A 25,767-nucleotide genomic window follows, 5' to 3' on the forward strand; every position below is an offset into this window, starting at 1 on the left:
GGAAGAATCGCCTCCCGTGAGGTTCGGGGTGCTGGGGCCGGTCGAGGTGCGTGACGGCGCGGGAGTGGTGATCGCCGTGCCCGCGCCGCGTCAACGGGCTCTGCTCGCGATGCTGGTGCTGGACACGGGCCGGATCGTCGGTCACGCGCGGCTGCTGGAGGGCCTTTACGGTGAGCCGCCCGCCGGTGCCGCGAACGCGTTGCAGTCCCAGGTCTCGCGGCTGCGCAGGACGGTTCCGGGCCTGGTGGTCGAGCATCATCCCGCCGGTTATCGGCTGGTCGCCGGTCCGTCCGAAGTGGACGCGACGTACTGCGCGGAGCTGCTCGCCGCCGGGCGTGGCCTCGAAGCGCTGCGGTTGTGGCGTGGGCCGGCGCTGGCGGATGTGGACGCGCCGTTCGCCGACGATGCCCGGCAGCGGCTGGAGGAGCTGCGGATCAGCTGCGTCATCGCCGCGGGCACGCCCGGCGATCTGCGTGACCTGCTGGCCAGGCACCCGCTGCGTGAGGACGTCCGCGCGGCGTTGATGCGGGCGCTGCACCGCGAGGGCTGTCAGACCGAGGCGCTTGAGGTGTTCGCCAGGGGCAGGGAGCTGCTCGCCGACGAGCTCGGGGTGGATCCCTCCCCCGCGCTCGCCGCCGCGCACGTCGAGATCCTGCGGGCGCAGGCACCGCACCGGGGTGTGCCGGCGCAGCTCACGAGTTTCGTCGGCAGGGACGAGGATCTGCGGCGCGTGGCCAAGTGGCTGCAGGAGAACCGCCTGGTGACGCTGATCGGGCCCGGTGGTACCGGCAAGACCCGTCTCGCGGTCGAGGTCGCGAGCCGTGAGCAGGGTGAGGTGGCGTTCGTGGACCTCAGCGCCACGACCGATGTTGCGCGGGCACTGCTCGACGGTGCCGGCGTCCGGGAGGCTGGGCTGTTGTCGGCGGGAGCGCTGTGCGTCGAGGACCGGCTGCACGCGGCGCTGGCCACGAGAGATGTGCTGCTGGTCGTCGACAACTGCGAGCACGTCGTCGACGACGCCGCTCGTGTTCTCGGTGCTGTGCTGGCCGCGTGTCCGGGCGTGCGGGTGCTCGCGACGAGCCGTGAGCCGCTCGGCATCACCGGCGAGACGCTCAGCCCGGTGTCCGCGCTGGACGACGAGGCCGCTGTCCGGCTCTTCGAGGATCGGGCCCAGGCGGTCAAACCGGGGTTCAGCGCCGATCGTGAGGTCATCGTCGACGTGTGCCGGCGTCTCGACGGGATCGCGCTCGCCATCGAGCTGGCCGCGGCACGGGTGCGGTCGCTGCCGATCGCCGAGATCGCGGCCCGGCTCGACGACAGGTTCCGGTTGCTGTCGCGGGGCAGCCGGACCGCCGCGCCCCGCCATCGCACGCTGCACGCGGTGGTCGAGTGGAGCTGGGACCTGCTGACCGAGGCCGAACGTGATCTCGCCGCCCGTTTCACCGTGTTCCACGGCAGCGCGGGCCTGGACGCCGCCGTCGCCATCACCGGCTCCGACGTGGACACCCTGTCGTCGCTGGTGGACAAGTCGCTGATCGAGGTGACCGGTGACCGGTACCGGATGCTCGACACCATCCGCGCGTTCTGCGCCACCCACGCGCCCGATCTGGCCGAACGTCACGCCCGCTGGTTCCTCGCCAGGGCTCAGGAGGCGGAGCCGCATCTGCGGGCGCACGACCAGGTCGAGTGGCTGACGAGGCTCGGCGCCGACCACGACAACCTCACCGCGGCCCTCAGGTGGGCCACCGTCCACGACGTCGGCCTCGCGCTCGAGCTGGTGGCGGCGCTGGCGACCTACTACTGGTGCCGGGGGCTGCGCACCGAGGCCGCCCAGCGTGCGGAGGCGGTCATCCGCGCGTGTGGCGAGACGGCGCCGCCGGGTCGTGCGCAGGAGTACGCGTTGTGCCTGCTCCTCGCGTGGCCGATCGCGACCGGTGACCAGAGCGGCAGGATCGGCCAGGCCGACGCGTTGCTCTGCGCGCTGGACGGGCCGCCGCGTTACCCGATCATGACGATGATGTGGGGCATGGCGCTGGGCGCGCCGGAGAACGACTCCCAGACCTGGCACCACCGCAACCGCCTCATCGGCACCGACTCGTGGAGCCGGGCACTGGCCCTGGTCGGTGACGGTCTGATGGCCCGCATGCAGGGTGATCCGATTGCGGGCCGGGAGCTGCTGCGGCAGGGCGCGGAGGGGTTCGAACGGGTCGGTGACCGGTGGGGTGCGGCGCTCGCGCACCACCAGCTCGGTGAGATCGCGCTGGAGGCCGGTGAACCGGCGCTCGACGCGATCGGCCGTGCGTACACGCTGCTCACGGAGCTGGGTGCCACCGAGGACATCGCCGAGCTGCTCGTCGTGCGGGCCCGTGCCCGTCTCGTCTCAGGTGACGCCGAGGGTGCCGCGGCGGACTACGACGAGGCGTTCGAGCAGGCGAGAAGGGTGGGTTCGCCGCTCGTGCAGGCCAACTGCCACCTGGGCCGGGCCGAGCTCGCCCGCCGCAACGGCGATCTGGATGCCGCGCGGGCGGAGTGCGACCGGGCGTGGGAGCTGACGCCTGGCGGCTGGTACAGCCCCGACGAGATGCGCTGCCACATCGCGTTCGAACGCGGGCGCATCGCGAAGGCCGCTGGGGACGACGCGGGGGCCCGCGAGCACCTGCTGGAGGCGCTCAGGCGGGCCGTGGGACAGCGCAACCTGTTAACCGAGGCCGCCGTTCGCGCGGAACTCGCCGCCCCAGCCGGGCCTTGATCCGCCGCCACCACAGCCACGCCGGCAGCTTGTGGTGGGCGATGAACGTCCACAGGTCGTCCTCGGCCACGTTGTCGTGGCGACGGCGCAGCACCTCCAGGCATTCCCGGGACACGACCCCGTGGATCCGTGCCACGTGCGCCAGGGCTGTGGCGCCCTGGCGGCGGACCTCGGTGCGGTCGTGGTCCAACGCGCGCGCGACGCGGTGCAGGGTCGCCCACGGATCCGGGTACGACATCGCGAGGCCGATCACCGAGATGCCGACCATGTCCTCGCCGCGGTCGAACGCCGCGTCGACCTCTTCTGGGCGGTCGGTGCCCATCAACGCGGAGAAGTCGCGCCAGTTCATGCCCTCACCACGCCTCGCCCGGTCGAGCAGGAAACGCTGCCTGCCGTCGGAACGCTCCCCCGTGCGTTCCCAGTCCGCGGCTAAGTAGCGCCACACCGCCGCGGTGTCCGCGCGGGAGGTGGAGGCGAGGATCCGGCACAGCGCCAGCACGTGCCGCGGGTCCGTGGCCTCGGCGAGCTCGCCGAGGACTCCCGGTGGGCGGCCCAGGTCGTTCCACGCCAGCCACGCCAGCGTCGGCACGTCGTCGACACTCACCCAGCCGTCGGCCCCGCCCCGGCCGATCTCGGCAGGCGTCAGCGAGGCCCGGTAGCGGGCGTGTTCCATCGGGATCACGTCAGACCTGAGGCACGGCGCGCAGCAGCGCGCGTGTGTAGTCGTGAGTGGGGTTGAGCAGCACTTGTTCCACCGAGCCTTGTTCCACGATCTTCCCCTGATGCATCACCGCGACCCGGTCGGCGATCTGCCAGGCCAGCCCGAGGTCGTGTGTGATGATCAATGAAGCAAGGCCCAGCTCGCGCCGCAACCGGAGCAGCAGCGCCACGATCTCCCCGCGCACCGAGGCGTCGAGGGAGGCGACGGGCTCGTCGGCGACCAGCAGACGGGGTTGCAGCACCAGTGCGCCGGCGATCACCACGCGTTGCTGCTGCCCCCCGGACAGCTCGTGCGGCAGCGACTCCAGGTAGAGGTCCGCCGGACGTAGTTCCGCACGTTCAACAGCGGCGCTGACCAGCGATTCCTCGTCGCCGGGAATGCCGTGGACGCGCAGTCCCTCCGCGACCGCGTCGAGCACCGTGTGGCGGGGGTTCAGCGCGCTCGCCGGGTCCTGCAGGACGAGCTGCACCTGCCGCCGGAACGCCTTGAGCGCCTTGCCCCTGAGCGGCACCGGAACCCCGTCGAAGATCACCCGACCGGAGGACGGTTTCCGCAGCCCCATTATGGTACGAGCCAGTGTCGTTTTGCCGGAGCCGGACTGCCCGACCAACGCCACGATCTCGCCCCGGCCGATCGTCAGATCGACCCCGTCGACCGCGCGTGCCCGACCGTAGTCCACCGCGAGCCCACGCACCTGGAGCAACGGCTCCGGAGCGGCCACCGGCTCCACCCACCGGTGCGCCGGATCGCCGATCACCGGGAACGCCGCCGCCAGCGCCGCCGTGTGCGGGTGCCGAGGGTTCGCGATCACCTCCCGCGTGCCACCGCGCTCCACCAGTTCACCGCGGTACATCACCGCCAGGTCCGCGCACGTCTCCGCGAGCACCGACAGGTCGTGGCTGATCATCAGCAGCCCGAGGTCCTGCTCGGCGACCAGCCGGGTGAGCACCGACAGCACCTGTGCCTGCACCACCACGTCCAGCGCGGTCGTCGGCTCGTCCGCGATCACCAGCCGCGGCCCGCACGCCAGCGCCATCGCGATCATGACCCGCTGCCTCTGCCCGCCGGAGAGCTCGTGCGGATACGCCCGCGCCTTCTCCGCCGGCAGCTCCACCTGCTCCAGCAGCTCACGCACACTGCCCGTGGTGCCGTGCAGGCGCATCGGCTCGGCGATCTGGTCACCGACGCGGCGCACGGGATTGAGCGAGTGCATCGCGCCCTGGAACACGATCGACGCCGCCGCCCACCGCACCGCCCGCAGCCGCCCCCACGACATCGCCTGGACGTCGTCGCCGTCCAGCAGGATCTCGCCGTCGACCCGCGCGGTCCTGGGCAGCAACCGCAGCACCGACATCGCCACCGTCGACTTGCCCGACCCCGACTCACCCGCGAGCCCCAGCGTCTGACCGGGCGCGAGGGTCAGGTTCACGTCGTGCACGACGCGCTTGTGCCCGTAGTGGACGGTGAGGTTCCTCAGTTCCAGCATCCGGTCACCTCTTCGGCGTCACAACGGCTTCGAGGGCGCGCCCGACGAGCGTGAACGCCAGCACCACCACCACGATCGCGACACCGGGCGGCAGCAGGAACCACCACGCCCGCTGCGGCACCGCCCCGTGCAGCTGCGCCTGGTGCAGCATCGCGCCCCACGAGATCCGCGTCGGATCACCCAGCCCCAGAAACGCCAGCGTCGACTCCGCCACGATCGCCGACGCCACCGCGAGCGTCGCGTTCACCAGCACCAGCGGCACCACCGACGGCAACACGTGCCGCCCGATCACGTGCCCGTGCCCGCCACCGAGCGCCCGCGCGCGTTCCACGAACGGCCTGGCCTCGATCGTCAGCGTCTGCGCCCGCACCATCCGCGCCGTGGACGGCCAGCTCGTCAGGCCGATCGCCAGCACGATCGTGCCCAGCCCGCGCGGCAGCACCGTGGACAGCGCGATGGCCAGCACCAGCGCCGGCAGCACCAGGAAGAAGTCCGTGACCCGCAGCAACGCGCCCGCCAGCAGCCCGCCGAAGTGCCCGCTCACGATCCCGACGAGCGTGCCGATGCCGACCGCGAGCACCGCCGCGGTCAGCCCGACGAACAACGACGTCCCGGCGCCCTGCGCCACCAGCAGCGCGACCGACCGCCCCGTGTGGTCGGTGCCCAGCCAGTGATCCGCGCCCGGTGACTGCCACGGCGCCGCCGTCACCCGCGTGACGTCCAGCGCGTCCGCGGGGATCAGCAGCGGCGCGATCACCGCGACGAGCGCGGCCACGGCCAGGACCGCGGCACCCGCGACCCCCGCCCGGTGCGCGAGAAACCCGGTCTTGCCGCCGCGGCCCGTGCCGCGTGTGAGGAACCCGCTCATACGACCTTCACCCGTGGATCCAGCACCCCGTACAGCAGCTCCGCCAGCAGGTTCATCACCACGACCGCTCCTGCCGTGACCACCAGCAGCCCCTGCAGCAGGAAGTAGTCCGGTCCGGTCAGCGCGTCGTAGAACAACAACCCCAGACCGGGCCAGGAGAACACCGTCTCCGTCGTGATCGCCCCGGCCACCACCAGCCCGAACCGCAGGAACACCAGCGTGATCGCCGGCAGCACCGCGTTGGGCACGGCGTGGCGGCGGCGCACCAGATCGTCGCGCAGGCCCTTCGCCCGCGCCGTCGTCAGGTACGGGGCGTGCATCTCCTCCAGCAACGACGACCGCATCACCAGCATGTACTCCGCGCACACCACCGCCACCAGCGTGAGCGACGGCAGCACCAGGTGATGCCCGACGTCCAGCGCCTGCGAGACGAAGTCCGGTGCCGTGTCGGTGTCGCGCATGCCCCGCGACGGGAAGAGGTCCCCGGTCGCCATCATCAGCAGCATGCCGAGCCAGAACGTCGGCACCGCCCACAACGTCAGCGACACCCCGGTCGTCACCCGGTCGAAGGCGGAGTCACGACGCCACGCCGCCCGCACGCCCAGCCACAACCCCAGCCCGACCGCGATCACCGTCGACGTGCCGACCAGCAGCAGCGTCGGCCCCAGCCGTTCCAGGATCACCTCCGACACCGGGCGGCGGAACGTGAACGACGTGCCCAGGTCACCGCGCAGCAGCGAGGTGAGGTAGTTCCAGAACTGCTCGTGCAGGGGACGGTCCAGGCCGAACTGCGTGCGCAGTTCGGCCTGCATCGCCGCTGTCGTCGGCCGCCCGCGCGTCATGGACACGACGGGGTCGCCGGGCACCACCCGGAACAGGAAGAAGCCCAGCACCGCCACCATCACCAGGCTGAGCGCGGCACCACCGAGCCGACCCCAGAGACGAACACCGAGTCGCACCTACTCGCGCTCCCCCGCCGTGGCCCTGCGCCGGCGTGCCACCACGACACCCACCACGACCAGCGCGAGGAGCACCAGGCCGCCGATCGCCAGCGCGGGCCCCCTGCTGGAGGCCGGCGCCGCGCGTCCGGCGGGCTCGGCGCCGTAGTAACCCCACATGCCGTTCTGCGCCATGATCACGCCACCCTGCGCGGGCTGCGTGGTGAACCTGGTGAAGCGGTCGGAGCGGTAGGCCTCCAGCGCGTTCTCGTAGGCCAGCACCACCGCGGGCACCTGGTCGTAGAACCGCGCCTGCATCTGCTTCACGATCTCCACCCGCTTGCCCTCGTCGAACTCCGAGAGCTGCCGCGCGTAGAGCTGGTCGTAGGTCGCGTCGCAGAAGTACGCGTCGGAGGTACCGCCCTTGCCGTCCGCGCCCGGCCGCTGCGCGCACGTGTGCAGGCCCAGGACGAAGTCCGGGTCCACGTTCGTCGCCCAGCCCGAGAAGGCGAGGTCGTAGGTCGCCACCGTGGTCGCCTCGTTGAGCTGGTTGTCCGACACCAGCCGCACGTCCAGCGGGATGCCGATGTCGCCCAGCTGCCGCTTGAGGTACTCCGACGCCTGCTCGTCGTAGGCACGCCCCGCGCGCCCGACCAGCCGCAGCCCGAAGCGGGTGCCGTCGGCCTTGCGCGGATGCCCGGCGGCGTCGAGAGCGGCGTTCGCGGCCGCGGGGTCGAACTTGCGCAGCTCCTGCTCGCCCGGCTGCCAGTGCCACTTGCCGAACACCGGCGGCACCAGCCCGGCGCCCTTCTCCGCGTAGCCGAGGCTCACCCGCTGCACCAGCGCGTCGAGGTCGATGGCCTGCGCGATCGCCCGCCGCACCCGCACGTCCTTGAGCGCCGCGTGGCCGTCACCGATCGGCTCCCCGGTCCTGGTCTGCGCGCCGGGGTTGATCAGCAGCTCGACGAACCGGCGGCCCTGCGCCTTGTTGCGCGTGACGCCGGGCTTGTCCCCCAGCGAGTCGAACTGCGCCGGTGCCATCCGGTTGACCAGGTCGACCTCGCCCTTGGTCAGCGCCTGCACCGCGGCGTCGGAGTTCTGGAAGTACACGAAGTGCAGCTCGTCGTACTTCGCCGGGCCGCGCCAGTAGTTCTTGTTGGCCTTGAGCTTGATGAACTGCCCGGCCACGTGCTCGGTCAGCACGAACGGGCCGGAGCCCACGACCGGCATCTGGTCGTTGGCGTAGTCCTTGATGCTCGGGACCTTCTCCCACACGTGCCTGGGCACGATCGGGATGTCCAGCGCCAGCATGGTCACCTGCGGCGCCTTCGTCCTGATCACCACGGTCCGGTCGTCGGGGGCGGCGACGGAGGCGAAGTTGGTGACGAAGCTGCCGTTCGCGGTCCGCGCGACCTCGTCCTTGAGCATCAGGTTGTAGGTGAACGCGACGTCGTGCGCCGTGACCGGTTGCCCGTCGGACCACCTCTTGCCGTCGGGGACGGTGAACGTCCACGTGAGCTTGTCGGGTGAGGGCTCCCATCTGTTCGCGAGGCCCTCGGTCACCCGCTGATCGTCCGCCGCGTACGCGGTCAGGTAGTCGTACATCAGCCGGTTGATCTCGGTGCTCGACTGGAACACCGCCAGGAACGGGTTCATCGAGTCGATCTGCTGCACGATCGCGACCTTCAGAATCACCGGCCCCTGTGCCGTTGCAGAAGGTGTCGCCATCCCCAGTGTCATTGCCACGGCAAGTAACGCGCACAACTTGACCCGCACGAAATACCCCTCTTCCCCAGCAGCCCACCGCTACGTTACTCAGATGTGCGGATCATGATCTCGGCGGACATGGAAGGCGCCACCGGAGTCACCTGGACCGGGGACGTCATCCCCGGTACCGAGCAGTGGCAACGGTTCCGGCGCCTGTTCACAGGAGACGTCAACGCCTGCGTGGCGGGCCTGGTGGCGGGTGGCGCAAAAGAGGTAATGGTCAACGAAGCGCATTCCTCGCAGCGCAACCTTCTGCTCGAAGACCTCCACACCTCGGCTCGAATGCTCACCGGCAGGCACAAACCGCTGTCGATGATGCAGGGCATCGACTCCGATGTGGACGGTGTTGTTTTCCTCGGCTATCACACGGGTGCCGGCTCTCCCGGCGTGCTCGCGCACACCTACCTGGAGAACTCCATCACCGGCGTCTGGCTTGACGGGGTGCACGCCTCCGAGGGACGCCTCAACGCCGCGCTGGCCGCCGAGTACGGGGTGCCCGTGCTGCTGGTGACCGGTGACGACCTGACGTGCGAGGACGCGGCCTCCTACGCGCCCTCGGCGGCGACCGTGGCGGTGAAGGAGTGCGTGTCGCGGTACGCCGCCGTGTGTTTGCCACCCGCCGTGGTTTTTTCACACATCACACAAGCCGCCACAGTGGCGATGGCGTCCGCCGGGCGAGGTGAGGGTGTGGTGTCGCCGCACCGCATCGAGGTCGAGTTCGACGCCACCCACCTCGCCGACGCCGCCGCCGTGGTGCCGACCGTCGAGCTGATCGGCGCGCGGCGGGTCGGGTTCGACGCCGTGTCGATGACCGAGGCGATGAAGGCGTTCAAAGTCGTCACCCACGTCGCCGCCGGAGCCGTCGAGGGCATCTACGGCTGAGGCCGTGACATTTCCACCTGACGCGTGCGGCTACGGTGGCTTCATGACGCTGGACGTGGCGCAGCTGTGCGCGCAGCTCATTCGCTTCGACACGACCAACCGCGGCGGCGGCGACTGCGCGGGCGAACGCGAGGCCGCCGAGCACGTGGCCACCGTCCTGCAGGACAACGGCGTGCCACCCACGCTGCTCGAGCCCGCGCCACGCCGCACCAGCGTCCTCGCGCGCATCCACGGCACCGACCCGTCGCTGCCCGCCGTCCTCGTCCAGTCCCACCTCGACGTCGTGCCCGCCGACGCGGCCGAGTGGAGCTTCGACCCGTTCGGCGGCGAGATCCGCGACGGGTTCGTCCACGGCCGCGGCGCGGTCGACATGAAGGACATGGCCGCGATGACGCTGGCCGTGATCAACCGCTGGCACACCGAGGGCCGCCGGCCCCGCCGTGACGTCGTGCTGGCGTTCGTCGCCGACGAGGAGGACCAGGGCGTTTATGGCGCGCACTGGCTCGTCGACCACCACGCCGCCCACTTCGCCGGAGTCCAGGCGGCGATCAGCGAGTCCGGCGCGTTCTCCTTCGACGTCGACGGCGTGCGCCTGTACCCGATCGGCACCGCCGAGCGCGGCACCTCGCACATGAAGCTCACCGCCGCGGGCCGCGCCGGGCACGGATCCCGCAAGAACGACCGCAACGCCGTCACCGCGCTCGTCACGTCGCTGGCGCGCATCGCCGCGTACCAGCACCCGGTCCGCCTCACGCCGACGGTCGAGGCGTTCCTCGTCGGCGCGGGCAAGGCACTGGGCGTCGAGGTCGACCTCGACGACGTCGACGCCACCATCGCCCGCCTCGGCCCCGCCGCGAAGCTGGTGGAGAACACCGTGCGGTGCTCCACGACGCCGACGATGCTGCAGGCCGGCTACAAGGTGAACGTCATCCCCGGCAGCGCGACCGCCCAGCTCGACGTGCGGACCCTGCCCGGCGCCGTCGAGGAGCTGGAGGCGACCATCGACTCGTTGCTCTGCGACGGCGTGACGCGCGAGTTCCTGGAACACCAGCCGCCGGTCGAGGCACCCGTGGACACCGCGTGGTTCGCCGCGATGGCCGAGGCGTTGCGCGATGAGGACCCCGCCGCCGTCGTCGTGCCGTACTGCCTGGGCGGCGGCACCGACGCCAAGGCGTTCAGCCAGCTCGGCATCCACTGCTACGGGTTCTCGCCGCTGCTGCTGCCCGCCGGGTACGACTACCGGTCGATGGCCCACGGCGTCGACGAACGCGTCCCCGTCGCGGGCCTGGAGTTCGGGGTCCGTGTCCTGGACCGGTTCCTGTCGAGCTGACCGCTCACCGCCGGGGCGGCAGGGGCAGCGGAACCGCCGGCAACCCGTCGAGGCTCGCGTTGTTGTACGGCTTGCTCGCGGTGTACTCGCGGAACTCCTCGTCGGTCTTGCGGCCGAAGTGGTTCGCGTGCAGCTCCCGTTCCGCCCGGTAGTCCATGAACGGCACCGCGAACCCGCACGTGTCGCTGATCAGCTCCGCCGTCACGACGATGACCGCCCGCAGCGCCGGTCCGTCCGCCTCACCGAACCCCGCCACCAGCCCCGGGAAGCGCGGGTCGTCGCGGAACACCGGCTCACCGCGGCCGTGGATCCGCACGATGTTCGGCGGGCCCTCGAACGCGCACCACATCAACGTGATCCGGCCGTTCTCCCGCAGATGCGCGATCGTCTCGGCGTGGCTGCCGCCGAAGTCGAGGTAAGCCACCGTGCGGTCGTCGAGGATCCGCAACGTGCCCTGCCGGCCCTTGGGCGAGAGGTTCACGTGACCGTCGCCGGCCAGCGGAGCGCTCGCCACGAAGAACACCTTCTGCCTCTCGATGAACTCCCACAGCCGCGGCTCGATGCGCTCGTACTCCTTACCCATGGTCGGCAGTATTGATGGCGCCGCGGAACCTGTCAGCCGTCTTTCCCAGGTGCTGAACGAGCTCCGGCGGCCCGTCCACCTCGAAGTCGCTGTCGAGCATGCCCAGGTACACCGCCAGCATCTGCGGTGTGTCCGACCCCGCGGTCATCCGGCACGTCGTCTCGTCCACGGCCTCCACCAGCGCCGCCGGCACCTTCGCCGCGACCTCGTGCGCCGGCGCGTGCACCGTGACCGTCGCCCGGAACCGCCACGCCGCCGTCGCGAGCCCCTGGGCAAGGTGGGCCTCCAGGTCGGGAAGCTCACGCGGGGTGAACCTCGGGCCCGTCGGGAACCGCGGCTGCATCCGATCGGCCCGGAACGTCCGCCAGTCCTGCCTGGCCACGTCCCACGCGACCAGGTACCAGCGGCCCCGCGTGTGCACCAGCCGGTACGGCTCCACCTCCCGGCGATCCCGCGCGCCGTCGAACTTGACGTAGTCGAACCGCAGCCGTTCCCGCGCGCGGCAGGCGTTGACGATCTGCACCGTCACCTCGGGGTCGAGCTCGGTGGCGGTGCCGACGGTGAACTCCTGCAACGCGGCGACCCGGTGCCTCAGGCGCGAGGGCAGCACCTGCTCCAGCTTGCGCAGCGCCCGGTCCACGGTCTCGGAGTCCTGCGTGCTCAGGCTCAGCGCGATCGCGACCGCCTCGTCGTCATCGAGCAGCAACGGCGGCAGCTTCGCCCCCGCACCCAGCTTGTAGCCGCCCGCCACGCCCGGCGTCGCGTGCACCGGATAACCCAGGCTCCGCAGCCGATCCACGTCGTTGCGCACCGTCCTGGTCGTCACGCCGAGCCGCTCGGCCAGCTCGGGCCCCGACCAGTCGCGCGGGGTCTGCAGCAACGACAGCAGCTTCAGCAACCGTGCCGACGTCTCCACCATGCCGAGCACTCTCCCCGCGAATGAGGAACGAACCTTTCCGCGATTGTTCCTAACGTTGCGGCCATGGACACCTTTCGCGTCGAGATCTCCCAGAACGACCTCTCCGACCTGCGGCAGCGGCTCGCCGGCGTGCGGTGGCCCGCGCAGTCCGGCACCGATGGCTGGAAGCGCGGCGTGCCCGTCGCGGAACTCCGGTCGCTCGTCGAACACTGGGCCGGCGGGTTCGACTGGCGTGCCGTCGAGGACCGCCTCAACGCCCTCGATCAGTTCGTGACCGAGATCGACGGCCAGCCCATCCACTTCGTCCACGTCCGCAGCTCCCGCGCCGACGCCCTGCCGCTGATGCTCATCCACGGCTGGCCCTCGACGTTCGCCGAGTACCTGGACGTGATCGCCGACCTCGCGCGCGACCACCACGTCGTCGTGCCGTCCATCCCCGGCTTCGGCTTCTCCGTGCCCGTCACCGGCGTCTGGGACGTCTCCCGCACCGCCGGCGCGTTCGTCGCGCTGATGGACCAGCTGGGCTACGAGCGGTACGGCGTGCAGGCCGGTGACGTCGGCGCGGGCATCGCGGGCGCCATGAGCCGCCTGACCCCGGCCGTGGCCGCCATGCACATCAACGGCCCCAGCTCCCACCCGTTCGGCGGCCCGCTGCCCACCGACAACCTCTCCGGCGTGGAGCTGGCGCGCGCCGAGGTGTTCAACGAGCTGGTCGCCACCGGCCTCGGCTACCTGCAGCTGATGTCCACCAAACCGTGGACCATCGGCTTCTCGCTCACGGACTCGCCGGTGGGCCTGCTGGCGTGGATCTACGAGAAGTTCCACGCCTGGTGCGCGGAAGTCGACCGCGACGCACTGCTCACCGCCGTGTCGATCTACTGGTTCACCGGCACCGGCGCCACCTCGGCCGAGTTCATCTACGAGTCCATGAACGCCCCCGGCACGTGGGGAGGGGCCGCCGCGCCCACCGGGTTCGCGACCTTCGCCGCCGACACCGGCATCCGCTCGCTGCTCGACCCCGAGCACCAGGTGGAGCACTGGACCGAGTACGACCGCGGCGGCCACTTCCCGGCCATCGAGGTGCCCGACCTCTACGTCGCCGACGTCCGCAAGTACTTCTCCGCGTTCTAGTGGCGTGACCGGCGGGCCCGGTTTGAGCTCGACCGCCGGCCTCAGACCAGGCCCGCCGCCTTCCGCGCCGCCTGCTCCACCCGCTCCCGGTACACCGCCCAGTCCTGGTCCGGCAGGTTCGACACCCCGTCGCGCAACCCCGCCGACCCGTCCAGGCCCTCCCGCAGGATGTCCGCGTGCCCGGCGTGCCGGTTCGTCTCCGCGATCATGTGCACCAGCAGCAGGTGCAACGTCACGTACCGCCGCTCCTCCGACCACCACGGCACCACACCCGGCGCGTCCAGCGGCAGCTCCGAGATCACGCTGTCGGCGAACGCCGCGACCCGGTCGTACAACGACAGGATGTCCTCACGCGACTCGTCGGCGGTGGCGAACATGTCCGCGTTCTCGTCCTCACCGCTCTCGATCTGCTCGAGCCACGGCAGTTTCTCCCCGAACGCGCGGCCCAGGCAGGCACCGAAGTACCCCGACTCGCAAGTGGCCAGATGCTTGATCAACCCCAGCAGGTTCGTCCCGGTCGGCGTCAACGGCCGCCGCACGTCGTACTCCGACAACCCGTCGAGCTTCCACCGCATGGCGTCGCGGGCCGTGCGGAGATAGCGGTGCAGGTCTGCCTTGGGATCCGAAGCCATGCCCGTAAGCCTGTCAGAGCCCGCCCCGAGGCGACCGTGATTTCGTCCAACCGGGCGTGGTGGTCCGCGCACCGGCAGCGTCTCAGACAGCGTTGAGCACCAGCAGATCCAGGTGATCGACCACCGGACCCGTCTCGACCGCGGCCGCCTCCAGCAACCGCGCACGGCCCGCCTCGAACTCCTGCTCCGACAGCGACCGCAACAGCGTGTCCGCCTCCCACCGCAGCGACGAAGCCTTCTCCGCCAACGACAACGCCGTCACCTGCGCAACCGGCTCCAGCCGGTCGACGGCGAACCCCAGGCCGTCCGCGACCTCGGACACCGTCGGGAACGACGACAACGCCCGCGTCGCCTCCGGGAAGAACCGGAACAACCCCACCCCCTCGTGCCGTTCCCGGAACAACGACCGCAACACCACCACTCCGCCCGGACGCAGCACCCGCCGCAACTCCGCCCCAACGGTCGGCAGGTCGCGGACGTGGTGGATCACCGTCGAGATCCACACCACGTCCACCGACGCGTCCGGCACCGTAATCGCGTACGCGTCCCCGACGAGCATCGTCAGCCCCGACGCCTGCCTCATGTCCGCGGACGGCTCCACCGCGACGACGGCCACGCCCGGGAACCACTCCGCGAACGCCCGCACGAACAATCCCGTCCCGGCCCCCAGATCCAGCACCGTGCGGCCCGGCAGGAAGTACGGCTCCACCGCGTCCCGCCACGACGACAACCCCGTCAACGAAATCTCACGAGCCACCCGGTACGAGGCGGCCTCCACAGCGTCGTAGCGATGCATACATCCACATAACCCCATACGGATGGCGGGATGACAGTGGGCCTTCACACGCACTTCACTTACCCCAGCCATGTCCCTGCCGTGGTCCGAAAGGGTTGCCCTGCATGCGTAAAAGCCACCTCAGACCCCTGATCGGGGTCGCCGTCGCCGCGAGCGTCGTGTTCACGATGGGAGGCGTGCCGACCGGCGCGGCTCCCGGCGCCGAGGAAACGACGACCAACTACCAGGTCAGCGGCGTCCGCTCCGCTGACCAGCGGACCAAGCTCGCCAAGTCCGGTGCCGCCATCGACTCGGTCGAGGAGCACGGCATCGTCGTGATCACCGCCACCGAGCGGGAGGTCAAGAGCCTCAAGGCCCAGGGCTTCGAGATCACCGAACTGCCCAAGCGGATGGAGGCGAACTCCGCGATCGGACCGTTCGACTTCCCCGCCGCGGACTCGAACTACCACAACTACGCCGAGATGACCGCCGCGATCAACCAGGTCGTCTCCCAGTACCCGAACCTGATCTCCAAGCAGGTCATCGGCAAGTCCTACGAGAACCGCGACATCATCGCGCTCAAGATCAGCGACAACGTCGGAGTCGACGAGAACGAGCCGGAGGTGCTGTTCACGCACCACCAGCACGCCCGTGAGCACCTCACCGTCGAAATGGCGATCTACCTGATCAAGACCTTCACCTCGCAGTACGCGAGCGACGCGCGGATCAAGGGCCTGCTCGACACCCGCGAGGTCTGGATCATCCCCGACGTCAACCCCGACGGCGGCGAGTACGACATCGCGACCGGCACCTACCGGTCGTGGCGCAAGAACCGGCAGCCCAACGCCGGTTCCAGCAACGTCGGCACCGACCTCAACCGCAACTGGGGCTACAAGTGGGGCTGCTGCGGCGGTTCCTCCGGCAGCACCGGCAGTGACACCTACCGCGGGCCGAGCGCGGAGTCCGCGCCCGAGGTGAAGGTCGTCGCCGACTTCGTGCGCGGCCGCAACGTCGGTGGCAAGCAGCAGATCACCGCGTCCATCGACTTCCACACCTACAGCGAGCTCATCCTGTGGCCGTGGGGCTGGACCTACGACGACGTCGCACCGGGCCTGACCCAGGACCAGCGCGACACGTTCGCCAAGATCGGCCAGGACATGGCCGCGACCAACAACTACACGCCCGAGCAGTCCAGCGACCTCTACATCACCGACGGGTCGATCCCCGACTGGCTGTGGGGCACGCAGGGCATCTTCGCCTACACCTTCGAGATGTACCCCGGCAGCGCCGGCGGTGGCGGCTTCTACCCGCCCGACGAGGTGATCCCGGCGCAGACCGCCCGCAACAAGGAGGCCGTGCTGCAGCTGCTGGAACGCGCTGACTGCCCGTACGAGGCCATCGGCAAGGAAGCCCAGTACTGCGGCGCCACGCCGCCGTTGCCCGGCAAGTACTTCGAGAACGCCACGGACTTCCAGATCAGGGACAACACCACCATCAACTCCCCGATCACGGTGTCCGGGGTGGCGGGCAACGCCCCGTCGACCCTCAAGGTCGCCGTGGACATCAAGCACACCTACCAGGGCGACCTGAAGGTCGAGCTGATCGCGCCGGACGGCACCGCCTACGTCCTGCACAACCGCACCGGCAGCGGTACGGACAACATCAACACCACCTACACCGTCAACGCCTCCAGCGAGGTCGCGAACGGTGGCTGGCAGCTTCGGGTGACCGACGCCGCCAGCCAGGACACCGGGTTCCTCGACAAGTGGAGCCTGCAGTTCTGACCCTGCCGTTCTGACAACACCGTGCCGTCAGGGCGCCGAGACCTCGGCGCCCTGACGCTCGTAGTCGGGCACCCGCATCGAGTCGTGCAGCCGCATGCCCTTCGAGTTGAGCTTGACCAACGGCCGCAGCAGCCACAAAGGCAACGACGTGAAGAACTGCGCACCCCGCGTCAACGCCCACACCCCCGCCCGCGTCGACGGGACCAACGCCTTCGCGGCTCCCAGCGCGAACTCCCGGCTCGCGTGCACCAGCCCGCGCATCTCGTCCTCGTACCGCGCGAACGCCGCCACGTGGTCGTCGGTGCGGGCCAGCTCGCCCGCCAGCACGTAGGCGCCCAGCACCGCGAGGCTCGTGCTGCCCCCGATCGCCGGGCCGGGGCAGTAGCCCGCGTCCCCGACCAGCGCCACCCGCCCGCGCGCCCACGTGTCGCCGCGCAGCTGCGTGATCGAGTCGAAGTAGAACGCCCGGTCGTCGTCGAGGTGCTCGAGCCATCCGTCGACCTCGGGATGCAGGCCCGCGAACGCCTCCCGCAGCAGCTGCTTCTGCCGCGCGACATCCCGGTAGTGGTACGGGTGCGACCGGAATACGCCAGAAAGGGGCCGTGAGCCGACATAGCCGCTGGTCGGGGCCGGTGTTCGTATGGGTGTCCACTGTGGCTTAAGGTTCCAGCGTCCTGATCATCGTGTTGGCCGAGGTGCGTGGTGGCGTCGATTGACCGCACCGCGTACCCGCGGTTCAAGCGGGTGGTGTCGGCTCGGGAGCTGGCCGAGTCGTTCACCCCGGCCGCCGGCGAGGTGGAGTGGGCCCAGGGGAAGACCACGAGCGGGGAGCACTTCCTGGCGCTGGTGGTGCGGTTGAAGTGCTACCAGCGGCTGGGCTATTTCCCGAAGCTGAACGAGGTGCCCGGTGTCGTGGTCGCGCATGTTCGCGGCAGCCTGGGGTTACCCGAGGGCACAGCGGCCGAGGTGGGCGCCGTGCGGACGGCCAAGCGGCACCGGCAGTTCGTCCGGGAGCGGCTGGGGGTGGTGTACGAGCCGGCGAGGGTGCGCCGGGTCGCCAAGGGCGCGGTCCGGTCGGCGGCGCAGACCAAGGACAACCCGGCCGATCTGATCAACGTGGCGTTGGAGGAGCTGGTCCGGCAGTCCTGCGAGCTGCCCGGCTACACCACGCTGGACGCGATGGTCGCCACAGTGCGGGCCGAGGTGAGCGCCGGGTTCTTCACCGCGTCAGCCGGCCGGATGTCGCCTGCGGAGAGGGCGCGGCTGGAGCGGATGCTGCTGGTGGACCCGTCTACCCGGCGCAGCGAGCTGGACTGGCTGAAGGACCCTGCGAAGGCGGCGACGCTGGGCAAGTTCAAGCGGCGCCTGGAGCACTTGGCCGACCTGGACGCCATTCGGCCGACTGAGCGGTGGCTGGAGGGGGTGCCGCCGGGCAAGGTGGGGCACTTCGCGGGGGAGGCGAGGGTGACCGACGCCGCCGACTTCCGCAAGGTGCTCAACACAGAGAAGCGGTTGACGCTGCTGGCCAGCCTGGTGCACACGCTGCGGGTCAGCTCGCGCGACGAGGTCACCACGATGTTCTGCAAGCGCGTCGCCGTCATCCACAAGAAAGGCAAGGACCGGCTGGAGGAGCTGCGCGAGGAGCCACCGGGCGGAGTCCGAGCGACTGCTGGGGGTGTTCGGCGACGTGCTGGCCGCCGCCCGCGAGGCGACCGGCCCCACGGACCTGGGGCCAGAGGCGCAGGCAGTCGAGGCTATCGAGGGCGATGACAGTGGGGCCGCGCTGGAGGCGGGCGGCCAAGCCGCAGACCAGGCGGGGCGGCTGATGCTCAAGGCGCTGGAGGACGGCGACGGCCTGGAGCAGCTGATGGCCGCGCACCAGGCGGTGGCGGCCCACCACGGCAACAACTACCTACCCCTGCTGGAGCAGTTCTACCGGTCCCATCGGCCAACCCTGTTCACCCTGGTCGACTCGCTTCAGATGGAGGCGACCAGCGAGGAGCGCAGCGTGCTGGACGCGGTGGAGTTCATCAAGGCCAGCCGCGACCGGCGAGGCGACTGGATCGAGGAGGTGACCACCGTCAAGCGCGACGGCCAGGACCTGGTGGTGAAGGTCGATGTCGACTCCTTCGCCAGCGACCTGTGGCGCAAAGCATTGCGGGACAAGCGGAAACCGGGGATGCTCGCGCGCCGGCACCTGGAGGTGTGCGTCTTCTCGGCGCTGGCCGCCGAGCTGCGCTCCGGGGACATCGCGGTCGCGGGGTCGGACTCCTACGCCAACCTGCACGCCCAGCTGATGGGCTGGGACGAGTGCCAGGCGCTGGTGCCGCAGTTCTGCGAGCAGGCCGGCATCCCCTCCGACGCGGACAAACTGGTCGCGTTCTTCAAAGACAAGCTGGCCAAGGCCGCCAAGGAGACAGACGCCGGGTACCCGGCAAACACCGACCTGAGGCTGGAGGGCGGCAAGCTGGTGCTGGCCCGCCGCAAAGGCCAGGACCGCAGGCCCAGCGCCATCGCGCTGGAGCAGGCCATCCACCAGCGGCTGCCCGAGCGCAGCCTGCTGGACATCCTGGCCCGCACCGCCCACCTGACCGGCTGGCACCGCCACTTCGGGCCGGCGTCCGGGTCGGACCCGAAGATCCGCGACGCGATGGGCCGCTACGTGGTCACCGCCTACACCTACGGCGGGAACCTGACGGCCGCCGAGGTCGCCCGCAGCATGAAAGGCGTCTCGGCCCACGAGATCTACACCGCCGGCAACAAGCACTGCCCCCCAGACAAGATCCACAAGGCGTCGGCGGAGGTCATCAACCGGTTCGCCGAGCTGGACGTGGCCGGGATCTGGGGCGACGGGCACGTGGTGCCGGCCGACGGCTCGCAGATCGAGACCTGGGACAACAACCTGCTCGCGGAGACCTCAGTCCGATACGGGGGCTTCGGCGGGATCGCGTTCCGGCCTGCGCCCGCTCGTCGAACCCGCTGGTCGCGGTCGTTATCTGAATGTCGGGCTTGGTTGTGCTGGTCAGCGAGTCGCGTGATCTTGAGGGGCATCAGGCACTGGCTTGGGGGTGATCCTGTTTGAGTGCGGTGGCGATCCAGTCGCGGGCGCGGTTGAAGTCGGCGCCCTTGCTCCACCCTGCGCCGCAGTTGATGACGGGGACGAGTCCGGTGAGGCGGGGGCTGAGTTGCCGCAGTTTCCGCTCCCAGTCTGCGGGGTCGGGGGTGGTCGCCCAGCAGGCTCGCACGTCCAACCTGGAGGCGTAGATGGCCGCCAGCGAGCATGTCCGTCCGCGGTGGACGCCCTGGTCGCCGTCTGGGACGGCGGGCGCGGCGGCACCGCCGACGTCGTGGACGCTGCCCAAAGCGCGGCATCCCGGTCACCGTCGTCTGGCCGAGGGCCCCGAGCGCGGATGACCGCCGACGCCGGACGGGCGATGGGGCACGAGGTACAAGCGACGCCCGTCCCCGATCCGCGATCTACCGGATAACAGGCTGTTATCCGGTAGACTGATCCACATCTGGAGTCGGCGACCAGCCGGAACGGTTCGGCGGCCAGTGCGCGACTCGTGCGCGTTATCCGGTAGGTCGATCGGGACGGAGGACTCATGGTGGCGGCGACCGTGACGGAGCTGGACACCCGGCGGGACGAGAAGCAGTCGGCGAGGCCTGGCGGGTCGACGGTGCGCGCGTCCATCGACGCCTTCCTTGACACCCCCAAGGTCAAGGGCAACCCGAACACGCTGCGGGCCTACGCAGGCGTGCTCGACCGCACAGCCGAGCTGATCGGCGCGGGCCGGAGGCTGGCCGGCGTCGAGGACGGGGAGGTCGCCGACGCGCTGGACGAGCTGTGGGGCGAGGCGAAACCGGCGACCTGGAACCGCAACCGCGCCGCCGTCGGCTCCTGGCTCGCCTGGTGCGCCGGCAAGCAGCACTGGGCCGCCCCAGCGCTGCCGGCGACGGCGGAGCGACGGCGGGAGGGCAACGACGACACCAAGGCCGTCTCCCGCTCTCGGATCGACCGGCTGTGCCGACGGCGGGACGTGCCGCTGCGGGAGAAGACGCTGTGGCGGATGCTCTACGAGTCAGCCAGCCGCGCCAGCGCCGTGCTCGCGCTCAACGTCGAGGACCTGGACCTGCCGAACAAGCAGGCCAAGATCACCGCCAAGGGCGGCGACACGATGTGGATCACCTGGGGCACCGACACCGCGCACCTGCTGCCCAGGCTCATCGCCGGCCGCGAGTCCGGCCCGCTGTTCCTCTCCGAGCACCGCCCCGGCCCGCACCGCAAGGCGACCACCTACCCGGAGGACATCTGCCGGGAGACCGGCCGTGCCCGCCTCGGCTACGACCGGGCGAGGATCCTCCTCGGCCACTACGGCGACGGCCTCCGGCTGCACCAACTCCGGCACTCCTCGGCCACCCACCTCGGCGACGCCAACACCTCCGCGAACGTCATCATGGCCAAGACCGGCCACAAGTCCCTGCGCTCGGTGCAGCGCTACGTCAAACCCGGCCTGGCCGCCGTCCACCAGGCCACCGAGAAGCTGTCCAGCCCCCGCCGCCGCGGCTGAGTGACATCCCGCCTGAACCAGCCGAAACGTCAGTCCGTGATCAACTCGTGGCGGGTTCTGTGCTTACCTTGGCTGCACCCCTCGCAGGGCGCTTGGTCACGCCCGGAGCGTGCATCAAACCCCTGCATCAAGTCAACGTCGCGAGCACCTTTGCTGCACGACCGGGCTGGGTCGAATCGGACACCCGCCAGGGCCCGGCCGGTCGTGTATCTAACGTTCGTTGGATGCACGACCGTAGAGGGTCCTGGCAGACGCCGATGATCGTCACGTCGCCAGTTCGCCCAGCGTCCGGTGATCGAACACCGTGTCCGGGCCGGGGCACGTCAACCGCACCCGGCCGTCGGCGTCCGAACGGACCGCATACGGCCGCTCACCGCGCTCCCGGCCGCACACTGGTGCGTATCCGGGTTCCACCGGAACGTGCCGCCCTCGGGCAGGACGTCCAATAAGGCTGTCTCAGTCCATTACTGGGTCCGTACCGCCCCAGTACGGTGCGGTTTGACGGAACCGCGCTGCCCCCTGCGAGGGGCGGCGACGCATAAGGGGCCGCAGGATGGAAGATCGCACGGACCGGTACGCCAGCACGATCGTCGGATTCCTGGACGACATCGGATACAGCGAGCCGGACGACAAGGTACTGGAAGGACACCGCGCGCAGGTCATGCGCGCGGTTTGCCGCGACACCATGGAGCACTTCAGACCCCGGCTGAAGGAACTCCAGATCACCGACGAATGGCTGACGTGTCTGGCGCGCACCATCGTCCGGATGACCGTCTTCGGCTGGGAAAGACTACCTCTGGACGTCATGACGCAGCTGAACATCTACTTCATGTACGCCATCTCGATCGACGACCCCGGCGGCGACGCCCAGCTGGACCCGCGCCTCATCCAGTCCTTCGCCGCCGACCTCACGACGGGCAGAGAACAGGCACACCCCAAATACCGGTCACTGTTCGCGTTCTTCCCGGACCTGTTCCGATGCTACGGGCCGATCTCGCAGACCATGATGTTCAAAAGCAACATGGCGTACATGCAGGCCTGCTGGATCGAGTGCCAGACCTTCCGCGGCCTGCCGGGGGCGACCGACTACCCGATGTTCATGCGCCGCCTGAACGGGCTGGGGGAGTTCTGCGGCGCCGCGCTGCTGCCCGCAGCGCAGTTCGACGAGCAGACCCAGCTCGAAGAGATGATGAGCCTGATCGCCCAGGTTGAGCCGGTCATCATCCTGGTCAACGACCTGTTCTCCTTCTACAAGGAGTCGGCCGCCGGCGACGGCTGCCTGGTGAACAACATCGCCGCGACCGGTGGCCTCGACCTCGAAGAGGTCCTTGCCCGCCTGCGCCGCGACGCCGCGCGCGCCGTGAACACCCTCCTGGAGGTGTTCACCAACGATTTCCGACAGGCGGTCCTGGCGGACATCGTCGACGTCTTCGTCCGTGGATACGTCCGCTGGCACCTGTGTGACGAGCGGTACCGGCTGGCCAGCCTCGTCGCCCAGTGCGGTGATAGCGACAACGGGGCGAAGCTGCGCCGGCACCGTGAGATCGCCTGCCGCGCCGCCTGCGTGGACCTGGTGGACTTCGACGCGTTCTGACGTCTGCTGTCGCACCCCGGCCGCAAGGGTAACGGGTCTGATGCTGCCGGCCCCGGTCACCGGCAAGGCGCTCGCCTCGGGATGCTCGTGACCACGAAACCGCACCGGCAGGAACTGGGTCGGATCGGGCCGCCTGTCAGCCGACGACGTCCTGGCAGCGCGGCGCGTTCGGTACGTTGCCGACACCGACCATCTCAAGGAGTCCTCAGCAGATCGCTTACGAAGCCGGCGCTGCCCTGATGGCCATGAAATCCCGGAGCTACGGCCGTGGTGCCGCCGCAGCTCCGCGTCCAGCAGCGTCAAGTCATAGGCGATGTTGAACCCCACCAAGGGAACCTCAGGCCACCACCATCTCGCCAGCCGCTCCGCCACCTCCGCGACGACCTCGCCAGCCGGCCGTCCCCGGTCGCGGGCCTCGGCGGTGCTCACGCCATGAATCCGCTGGGCCTCATCGGGGATCTCCACGCCGGCTCGGCCATCCACCATCCACGTAGACGGGATCACCATCGTGATCGGCTTCGAGCCGACGCCCACACGGCACGGCGAGATGGACACCACCGCCGCAGTGACCAGCCTGGCCTCAAAGGGATCCACCCCGGTGGTCTCGGTGTCGAAAGCGACCACCCGCCCGTCCGCCCATAACACTGGAGAGTCATCCATGAGCGGAACGTACTTCCCAGGGCCGACAAAACCGATTGAGCCCCCACGCACTGCCGTTACCTGCGGCTATGTGGGCTCACGGCCCCTTTCTGGCGTATTCCGGTCGCACCCGTGGTAGTCCAGCTCTTCCTTCCTGCGGAACAGGAACACGGCCCGCGCGTCGTCCACGCTGCGTGCCCCGTACACCGCCGCACTGCGTCCCGGTCCGATGTGCCCGGTCATCGCCCCCGGCGCACCCAGTTCGCGAGGGACCGACAACACGGCCAGATACGCGCCCACGAACGCCTTCTCGACCTCACCGAACACCAGCCGGCGCACGTTCGAATGCAACCCGTCCGCGCCGATCACCAGATCGAACTTCCGCGGTGCCGCCTTCTCGAACGTCGCGCATGATCTCGACGTGCCGGTCCGACGCGGCACCGAACAGCTTCGTCGCGTCGGCGCTGATGGGTCTGCGCGTTCCCTCACGCAGGAACGTGATGCGCTCGGTGCCGGTCGCCAACGACTCGATGCGCGGCAGAACACCCATGCGTTCGGAGATGTCCATCGCCGGCTTGAACAGGTCGACCGCGTGCCCACCCGTCTTGCGCAGCACCGGTGACCGCTCCACCACCGTCACCTCGTGCCCGTACCGGGTGAGCCAGTACGCCAGCACCGGACCCGCGATGCTCGCACCGGAAACGAGAACCCGCACGTCAAACCCGCCTTACTTAACGGTCGGTAAGCCCCCTTCCTTGAGACCACACCCGCCCTTACCGACTGTTAAGTAAGATTCGGCGCGTGGCCAGACCGTCCGACACCAAGAAGCGGATCATGCAGACCGCGCGGGAGCTGTTCGTCACCAAGGGCGTCCAGCAGACCAGCCTGCAGGAGATCGCCGACCGCCTCGGCATCACCAAACCCGCGCTGTACTACCACTTCACCTCACGCGAAGAGCTGGTCCGCAGCATCGTCACCCCGCTGCTCGACGAGGGCGACGAGTTCCTCTCCCGCATGGAGGACCGCGCCGACGTGCCACCCCTCGAACTGATCGAGGGCTTCTTCGACTTCCACCACCGCCACCGAGCCGACGTCCTGCTGCTGGTCGCCGAGCTGTCCACCCTCGCGGAGCTCGGCCTGATCGACACCGTGCTGGCGTGGCGGGCCCGGCTCACGCGGATCCTGTTCGGCCCCGAGCCGACGCTGGAGCAGGAGGCGCGGGCCGTGCTGGCGTTCGGCGGGATGCAGGACTGCACCATGCAGTTCCCGGACGCGCCGTACGACGAGCTGAAGGCCGCGACGGTGACCGCCGCCTGCGCCGCACTCGGCATCGAGGACCACCCGCGTGACTGACGCCCTCGCGCGACTGCGGGAAGTCCTGGCAGGTTTCCCCACCGGCCTCGCCTACCCGTTGTCAGAACTGGTCTACGCCCCCGCGAGCCACGTCCACGACTGGACAGCAATCGAGGCCGACGCCGGCATCGAGCTGCCCACGGACTACAAGCGCCTCATGGACGGCTTCGGCGAGCTCACCATCGGCGGGATCGACATCGTCCCCGCGCACGGCTTCCGCGAGGGACACGAGGTGCACGCCACCTACCTGCGCGACTGGTTCGCGAACGACCCCTCCGCCGCACTGCCGGTACACCCCGAACCCGGAGGCTTGCTGCTGTGCGCGAGCACCGAGGGCCGCGACGTCCTGTGGTGGGACACGTCCAACCCGGACCCCGGCCGCTGGACGATCCTCTGGGACGTGGAGTTCGACCGGCACCGCTTCGAGGGAACCCTCACCGAACTGCTCGTCGCCGAGCTCACCGGCGTCCTCGACCCGCAGCTGACCGGTTACACCCTCGGCGACGCCGACATGTGGTGACACCGTTCGGCCTCTGCCGATCAACGCGCGTGTGAGCGAACATCACGCAGTGCCCCTTCGCCACTCCTGGGTGCTCCCGCTGACACCCGTCGCCGCCGTGCTGCTCACAGCGGCCGCCCTGATCCCGGTCACCGCCACGGGACCCGACGAACACCCGTGGCTGCTCGGCCTCCTGATCACCGCCATCACCCTCGCCGCGATCGTGGCCACAGCCGCCGCCCGCACCACCGGCGAACCGGTCAGCCGCCCGCACATGATCGCCACCATCACCGGCGTCCTCACCGCGGCGACCCCCTTCGCGGTCAGTGGACTGCTCGGCGGGCCAACGGATCCGCTGATTGTGCTGCCGTGGCTGGTTTTCGGCTTGGGCGCCGCCCACTGGCAGCTGCACCTGTGCGAGGGACCACGATCACGTCCGCTGCACGCCGCCATAGGATTTGGCTACACCTTCGTGTTCACCGCAGTGACCCTGTTCTTCGCAGTGATCGCCGCGCGACTCGTCGACTAGGTGAGAACCGGGTCTCG

The 25,767-nt window shown here is 69.9% G+C and carries 25 protein-coding genes; 12 read left to right on the forward strand and 13 right to left on the reverse strand.

All coding sequences use genetic code 11. The features are described from left to right. The first annotated feature begins 16 nt into the window (after positions 1 to 16). Positions 17 to 2,749 carry an AfsR/SARP family transcriptional regulator gene (locus tag ABFX45_RS19810; protein ID WP_346131596.1) on the forward strand — a complete coding sequence of 911 codons (2,733 nt, stop codon included), beginning with the start codon at positions 17 to 19 and terminating at the stop codon, positions 2,747 to 2,749. On the opposite strand, the gene ABFX45_RS19815 is transcribed toward ABFX45_RS19810, so the two are convergent. Genes ABFX45_RS19815 through ABFX45_RS19835 form a run of 5 tightly spaced genes read right to left on the reverse strand, consistent with a single transcriptional unit; the run spans position 2,670 to position 8,457 of the window. Further along, complete coding sequence (locus ABFX45_RS19815; RefSeq protein ID WP_109636963.1) at positions 2,670 to 3,431, reverse strand: hypothetical protein; 762 nt, start codon at positions 3,429 to 3,431, stop codon at positions 2,670 to 2,672. The genes ABFX45_RS19810 and ABFX45_RS19815 overlap by 80 nt on opposite strands. A 1-nt stretch (position 3,432) precedes the next feature. Next, on the reverse strand, positions 3,433 to 4,956 hold the full coding sequence (locus tag ABFX45_RS19820; RefSeq protein ID WP_346131597.1) for an ATP-binding cassette domain-containing protein: 1,524 nt from the start codon (positions 4,954 to 4,956) through the stop codon (positions 3,433 to 3,435). 4 nt (positions 4,957 to 4,960) lie between these two features. Beyond that, the gene (locus ABFX45_RS19825; protein WP_109636965.1) at positions 4,961 to 5,824 is read right to left on the reverse strand and encodes an ABC transporter permease; all 864 of its coding nucleotides are present in this window, start codon (positions 5,822 to 5,824) and stop codon (positions 4,961 to 4,963) included. Continuing rightward, on the reverse strand, positions 5,821 to 6,783 hold the full coding sequence (locus ABFX45_RS19830; protein WP_267900068.1) for an ABC transporter permease: 963 nt from the start codon (positions 6,781 to 6,783) through the stop codon (positions 5,821 to 5,823). The genes ABFX45_RS19825 and ABFX45_RS19830 overlap by 4 nt, the downstream gene beginning before the upstream one ends. Beyond that, positions 6,784 to 8,457 (reverse strand): ABC transporter substrate-binding protein, encoded by a 1,674-nt coding sequence (locus ABFX45_RS19835; protein ID WP_346131598.1) that lies wholly within the window; start codon positions 8,455 to 8,457, stop codon positions 6,784 to 6,786. A gap of 126 nt (positions 8,458 to 8,583) precedes the next feature. On the opposite strand from ABFX45_RS19835, the gene ABFX45_RS19840 reads away from it, so the two are divergent. Together ABFX45_RS19840 and ABFX45_RS19845 are read left to right on the forward strand one after the other, a co-directional pair. Further along, on the forward strand, positions 8,584 to 9,411 hold the full coding sequence (locus ABFX45_RS19840; protein ID WP_346131599.1) for a M55 family metallopeptidase: 828 nt from the start codon (positions 8,584 to 8,586) through the stop codon (positions 9,409 to 9,411). Positions 9,412 to 9,454: 43 nt separating this feature from the next. Continuing rightward, a complete protein-coding gene (locus tag ABFX45_RS19845; protein WP_346131600.1) occupies positions 9,455 to 10,741 on the forward strand; it encodes a M20/M25/M40 family metallo-hydrolase in 1,287 nt (428 codons plus the stop codon). Positions 10,742 to 10,745: 4 nt separating this feature from the next. Here the strand turns inward: ABFX45_RS19845 and ABFX45_RS19850 are convergent, their stop codons facing one another. Further along, the gene (locus ABFX45_RS19850; RefSeq protein WP_109636968.1) at positions 10,746 to 11,324 is read right to left on the reverse strand and encodes a pyridoxamine 5'-phosphate oxidase family protein; all 579 of its coding nucleotides are present in this window, start codon (positions 11,322 to 11,324) and stop codon (positions 10,746 to 10,748) included. After that, positions 11,317 to 12,243, reverse strand: coding sequence for a helix-turn-helix transcriptional regulator (locus ABFX45_RS19855; protein ID WP_346131601.1), 927 nt, complete (start codon positions 12,241 to 12,243; stop codon positions 11,317 to 11,319). Before ABFX45_RS19855 ends, ABFX45_RS19850 begins: the two co-directional genes overlap by 8 nt. Positions 12,244 to 12,306: 63 nt before the next feature. Between ABFX45_RS19855 and ABFX45_RS19860 the strand changes: the two genes are divergently transcribed. After that, positions 12,307 to 13,374 (forward strand): epoxide hydrolase family protein, encoded by a 1,068-nt coding sequence (locus ABFX45_RS19860; protein WP_346131602.1) that lies wholly within the window; start codon positions 12,307 to 12,309, stop codon positions 13,372 to 13,374. Between the two features lie 41 nt (positions 13,375 to 13,415). On the opposite strand, the gene ABFX45_RS19865 is transcribed toward ABFX45_RS19860, so the two are convergent. Continuing rightward, complete coding sequence (locus tag ABFX45_RS19865) at positions 13,416 to 14,006, reverse strand: DinB family protein (protein ID WP_346131603.1); 591 nt, start codon at positions 14,004 to 14,006, stop codon at positions 13,416 to 13,418. 82 nt (positions 14,007 to 14,088) lie between these two features. Beyond that, positions 14,089 to 14,802, reverse strand: coding sequence for a class I SAM-dependent methyltransferase (locus ABFX45_RS19870; RefSeq protein WP_346131604.1), 714 nt, complete (start codon positions 14,800 to 14,802; stop codon positions 14,089 to 14,091). Positions 14,803 to 14,906: 104 nt separating this feature from the next. On the opposite strand from ABFX45_RS19870, the gene ABFX45_RS19875 reads away from it, so the two are divergent. Beyond that, positions 14,907 to 16,565 (forward strand): M14 family metallopeptidase, encoded by a 1,659-nt coding sequence (locus ABFX45_RS19875; protein ID WP_109636972.1) that lies wholly within the window; start codon positions 14,907 to 14,909, stop codon positions 16,563 to 16,565. 27 nt (positions 16,566 to 16,592) lie between these two features. Here ABFX45_RS19875 and ABFX45_RS19880 read toward each other — a convergent pair whose 3' ends face one another. Then, positions 16,593 to 16,973, reverse strand: coding sequence for a Rossmann-fold NAD(P)-binding domain-containing protein (locus ABFX45_RS19880; protein WP_346131605.1), 381 nt, complete (start codon positions 16,971 to 16,973; stop codon positions 16,593 to 16,595). A gap of 294 nt (positions 16,974 to 17,267) precedes the next feature. Here ABFX45_RS19880 and ABFX45_RS19885 point away from each other — a divergent pair, with 294 nt between their 5' ends. Together ABFX45_RS19885 and ABFX45_RS19890 are read left to right on the forward strand one after the other, a co-directional pair. Beyond that, the gene (locus ABFX45_RS19885; RefSeq protein WP_346131606.1) at positions 17,268 to 18,335 is read left to right on the forward strand and encodes a DUF4158 domain-containing protein; all 1,068 of its coding nucleotides are present in this window, start codon (positions 17,268 to 17,270) and stop codon (positions 18,333 to 18,335) included. Beyond that, positions 18,241 to 19,647 carry a Tn3 family transposase gene (locus ABFX45_RS19890; protein ID WP_346131607.1) on the forward strand — a complete coding sequence of 469 codons (1,407 nt, stop codon included), beginning with the start codon at positions 18,241 to 18,243 and terminating at the stop codon, positions 19,645 to 19,647. The genes ABFX45_RS19885 and ABFX45_RS19890 overlap by 95 nt, the downstream gene beginning before the upstream one ends. Here the strand turns inward: ABFX45_RS19890 and ABFX45_RS19895 are convergent. Continuing rightward, a complete protein-coding gene (locus tag ABFX45_RS19895; protein WP_346131608.1) occupies positions 19,616 to 19,927 on the reverse strand; it encodes a hypothetical protein in 312 nt (103 codons plus the stop codon). The two genes, ABFX45_RS19890 and ABFX45_RS19895, sit on opposite strands and share 32 nt — an antisense overlap. Before the next feature lie 243 nt (positions 19,928 to 20,170). Here ABFX45_RS19895 and ABFX45_RS19900 point away from each other — a divergent pair, with 243 nt between their 5' ends. Next, the gene (locus ABFX45_RS19900; RefSeq protein ID WP_346131609.1) at positions 20,171 to 21,136 is read left to right on the forward strand and encodes a tyrosine-type recombinase/integrase; all 966 of its coding nucleotides are present in this window, start codon (positions 20,171 to 20,173) and stop codon (positions 21,134 to 21,136) included. Positions 21,137 to 21,689: 553 nt separating this feature from the next. Further along, positions 21,690 to 22,730, forward strand: a complete 1,041-nt coding sequence (locus ABFX45_RS19905) for a terpene synthase family protein (protein WP_346131610.1) — start codon at positions 21,690 to 21,692, stop codon at positions 22,728 to 22,730. Between the two features lie 726 nt (positions 22,731 to 23,456). Here ABFX45_RS19905 and ABFX45_RS19910 read toward each other — a convergent pair. Together ABFX45_RS19910 and ABFX45_RS19915 are read right to left on the reverse strand one after the other, a co-directional pair. Beyond that, complete coding sequence (locus ABFX45_RS19910) at positions 23,457 to 23,708, reverse strand: hypothetical protein (protein WP_346131611.1); 252 nt, start codon at positions 23,706 to 23,708, stop codon at positions 23,457 to 23,459. Beyond that, positions 23,686 to 24,084 (reverse strand): FAD-dependent monooxygenase, encoded by a 399-nt coding sequence (locus ABFX45_RS19915; protein WP_346131612.1) that lies wholly within the window; start codon positions 24,082 to 24,084, stop codon positions 23,686 to 23,688. Before ABFX45_RS19915 ends, ABFX45_RS19910 begins: the two co-directional genes overlap by 23 nt. 86 nt (positions 24,085 to 24,170) lie before the next feature. On the opposite strand from ABFX45_RS19915, the gene ABFX45_RS19920 reads away from it, so the two are divergent. From ABFX45_RS19920 to ABFX45_RS19930, 3 genes are read left to right on the forward strand one after another with little or no spacing between them, the layout of a single operon-like run. Continuing rightward, entirely contained in the window at positions 24,171 to 24,722 is a 552-nt protein-coding gene (locus tag ABFX45_RS19920; protein ID WP_109636974.1) for a TetR/AcrR family transcriptional regulator, read from the forward strand. Continuing rightward, positions 24,715 to 25,242, forward strand: coding sequence for an SMI1/KNR4 family protein (locus tag ABFX45_RS19925; RefSeq protein WP_346131613.1), 528 nt, complete (start codon positions 24,715 to 24,717; stop codon positions 25,240 to 25,242). Before ABFX45_RS19920 ends, ABFX45_RS19925 begins: the two co-directional genes overlap by 8 nt. A 49-nt stretch (positions 25,243 to 25,291) precedes the next feature. Further along, entirely contained in the window at positions 25,292 to 25,750 is a 459-nt protein-coding gene (locus tag ABFX45_RS19930) for a hypothetical protein (protein WP_346131614.1), read from the forward strand. Positions 25,751 to 25,767 lie beyond the last annotated feature (17 nt).

Source organism: Lentzea roselyniae (assembly GCF_039537795.1).
Classification (GTDB): domain Bacteria; phylum Actinomycetota; class Actinomycetes; order Mycobacteriales; family Pseudonocardiaceae; genus Lentzea; species Lentzea atacamensis.